Source organism: uncultured Dialister sp. (assembly GCF_937959425.1).
Classification (GTDB): Bacteria; Bacillota; Negativicutes; order Veillonellales; family Dialisteraceae; genus Dialister.
This window is the reverse complement of sequence record NZ_CALGPS010000169.1, coordinates 1-2879: the sequence shown is the minus strand read 5'-3', so window position 1 is coordinate 2879 and position 2879 is coordinate 1. Positions and strand designations below refer to the sequence as shown.

2 protein-coding genes are annotated in these 2879 nt (G+C 52.6%); both read left to right on the top strand.

Annotation, left to right across the window (positions count from 1 at the left end; all coding sequences use genetic code 11):
• Window positions 1–586 precede the first annotated feature (586 nt).
• Window positions 587–1507: an FAD-dependent oxidoreductase gene (locus tag Q0482_RS06865; protein ID WP_299144953.1), complete on the top strand. Its 921-nt coding sequence runs from the start codon at window positions 587–589 to the stop codon at window positions 1505–1507.
• Window positions 1504–2160 (top strand): endonuclease III, encoded by a 657-nt coding sequence (gene nth / locus Q0482_RS06860; protein WP_299144951.1) that lies wholly within the window; start codon window positions 1504–1506, stop codon window positions 2158–2160. Before Q0482_RS06865 ends, nth begins: the two co-directional genes overlap by 4 nt.
• The last annotated feature ends 719 nt before the right edge of the window (window positions 2161–2879 follow it).

The window sequence follows — 2879 nt, the reverse complement described above, 5'->3', positions numbered from 1 at the left end:
GGCCTCTCAGAATCAGGCGCCAACGCTGAGCATACAGGAAAGTCCTGCAGCCGCCCTGAACTTGTCGTCCGGGAATGCGGGCTCATGCTGGATGGGATGCTATCCGTGCTTTTGATGTTGTCTTACTTTTACGTATTCTGCAGAATCCGTTTGGCTCTCCAGGCGCCTGGGAAGCCTTAGAGAGGAAGCAGGAAACCTGTATGCAGAGATTCTTTATGCCCTTCTGCTAAAGCTGCATTCCGGCCGGAATATTCGCGATGTGCATGGCAGAAGGGAAAATGGAATCTTTCCATGGAAAGTCTTCTGCTTTTTCTCTCCATACATTTATATTGCATAAGCCCTCTCTTTTTACAACCTGCCTTTAAATTTTTATCAATCACTAAGAAAATGATGCGCTCTGTCAATATATCAGCCAGGGAAAATTATGAAAATAATATTAGACTTTTTATTTTAATGTTCATAAAAACGTGGTTTTTACTATTTCATAAAAAAATAGACAATAAACAGGCTATATTTGCATAAAATCCCTATTTCATATATAATAGAATTAACAACGATAAAGTTCGATATAAGAGGAGGAAGAAATATGGATATGGTTGATGTACTGGTTATCGGAGCAGGCCCTGCGGGGCTGAATGCAGCTCTTTATGCAGCCCGGAAGGAGCTTTCGGTGAAGGTGGTGACCACGGATATCGGCGGTCAGATGCTTCTCACCAATGAGATCGAAAATTATCTGGGTTTCCCGTCCATTTCCGGCTTTGAGCTGGCTGACAAGATGGAGGCCCATGTGAAGCAGTATCCGGTGGAATTCGTCTATGCCGGCGTGAAGTCTCTGGTGAAGGAGGCGGATGGTACCTTCACCGCTCATCTGGATGACGGAAGCGAGCTTCATGGCAAGACCTGCATTGTGACGGCAGGGAAGCACAGCCGGACTCTGGATATTCCCGGGGAAAAGGAATACACCGGCCGGGGGGTAAGCTACTGCGCTACCTGCGATGCTCCTTTCTATCGGAAGAAGACGGTGGCCGTGGTAGGCGGCGGCGACAGTGCCGTACAGGCGGCCATCGAGCTTGCGAAGCTCTGCCCCACCGTATATCTTCTGGTGCGGAGCCGTATCCGGGCCCAGGAAATCCTGGTGAAGCGGATGAAGGAGCTGGACAATGTGAAGGTGTATCTGGGATATACGCCGGAGGAAGTGAAGGGGGAAAAGAAGGTCACTTCCCTCGTGATTAAGAATAAGGCTGACGGAAAGATGGAAGAACTTACCGTGGACGGCGTCTTTGTAGAGGCCGGCGGCATCCCGAATAATTCTTATCTGCCTTCCGATGTGAAGGTAAATTCCCTCGGTGAAATCATGACAAATAAGGATGGGGAAACCAATGTGGAAGGTCTCTTCGCTGCAGGGGACGTGACAGACTGCAGAAACAAGCAAGTCATTATCGCAGCAGGAGAGGGGGCGGCAGCTGCGCTGGCAGCCCATGAGTACCTGCTTCGCAGTGGATTATGAGAGTCACAAAAAAGGTGAAGGCGGAGCAGCTGCGCCGTCTGGCAGAGGTGTATAAGAATGATGGCACCATGCTCCATTTCACAAGCCCTTTTACTCTGCTGGTGGCGGTTATCCTTTCTGCCCAGTGCACCGATAAAAGGGTAAACATCATCACCGGCCGCATTTTCCCAAGGCTGGATACGCCGGCGAAAATGGCAGCTCTTACGCAGAGCCAGCTGGAAACGGAAATCCATGACTGCGGCCTTTACAAGGCTAAGGCAAAGAATCTTCTGGGCATGTGCCATATGCTCCTTTCCGATTATCAGGGCGAGGTGCCGGAGGATTTCGATGATCTGGTGAAACTGCCGGGTGTAGGAAGAAAAACGGCCAATGTGGTAAGGAGCGTAGCCTTCGGCTATCCTGCCATTGCCGTGGATACCCATGTATTCCGGGTATCCAACCGTTTAAAGCTGGCAGAGGGAACAACGCCCCTGGAAGTGGAAAAAGGTCTCCAGAAGGCTATCTCGAAAAAGGACTGGTCTTCCGCCCATCACTGGCTCATCTGGCATGGAAGACGGGTGTGCCATGCCAGAAAACCGGACTGCGAGACCTGCTTCCTGCAGAACGTATGCCCATCCTGCACGGTAAAGGTAACGCCCTGGAAGCCGGAGTGATAGGGCTGCAGCCGCTTTGCGGCTGGGATCGGGATTGGGATCGAGGATCGGAGCCCCGACTCCCATTGTCATCCTGAGCGCCAGCGAAGGATCTCGGTACGCGTAGTAAGTGTTGCCAATGGCAGTAAATACCAGCCGGCGGGGCGGCTGTATTCCCGTAGGGGCCTGCGCAGCCGCGGAGCGGCTGGGATCGAAGATCGGGATCGGGGGCCGCCACATTGTCATTTCGACCGTAGCAAAGGGGAGTGGAGAAATCTCCCTGCTATACTGTGGCTGGTAGCTGGTAGCTGGTAGCTGGTAGCTGGGAAAACCATACAACCGGGCTTCGCCCGCTGAAAAACAAACCAACCGCCCTGGCGGGCGGAGGAAAAGCACTTCCCCCTTTAGTGGCTGGCGCCACCACCTTTACCCAAAGGGAAGCATGTCACTGGATTCTCAGGTCGCTTCCGCTCCCTTACGAATCCAGTTCCTTTGCCACCCCGCAAGCGGGGGCACTATGGGCGCGCAGCATTGTGCCACATGACTCTGTGGGAAAACATAGAGAGGTTATATTCTGCCCCCTGAATAGGGGGAAGTCCCGCGAAGCGGGATAGGGGGTGGCCACCGGAGGTGGCCAATTCACCGCCATGCTTAGCGTGATTTATGCAGCATAAGGGAAATCCCGTAACGTAAGGCTCCTTTCTCAGAAAGGAGCTGCCCGATAGGGCTGAGGAACACCG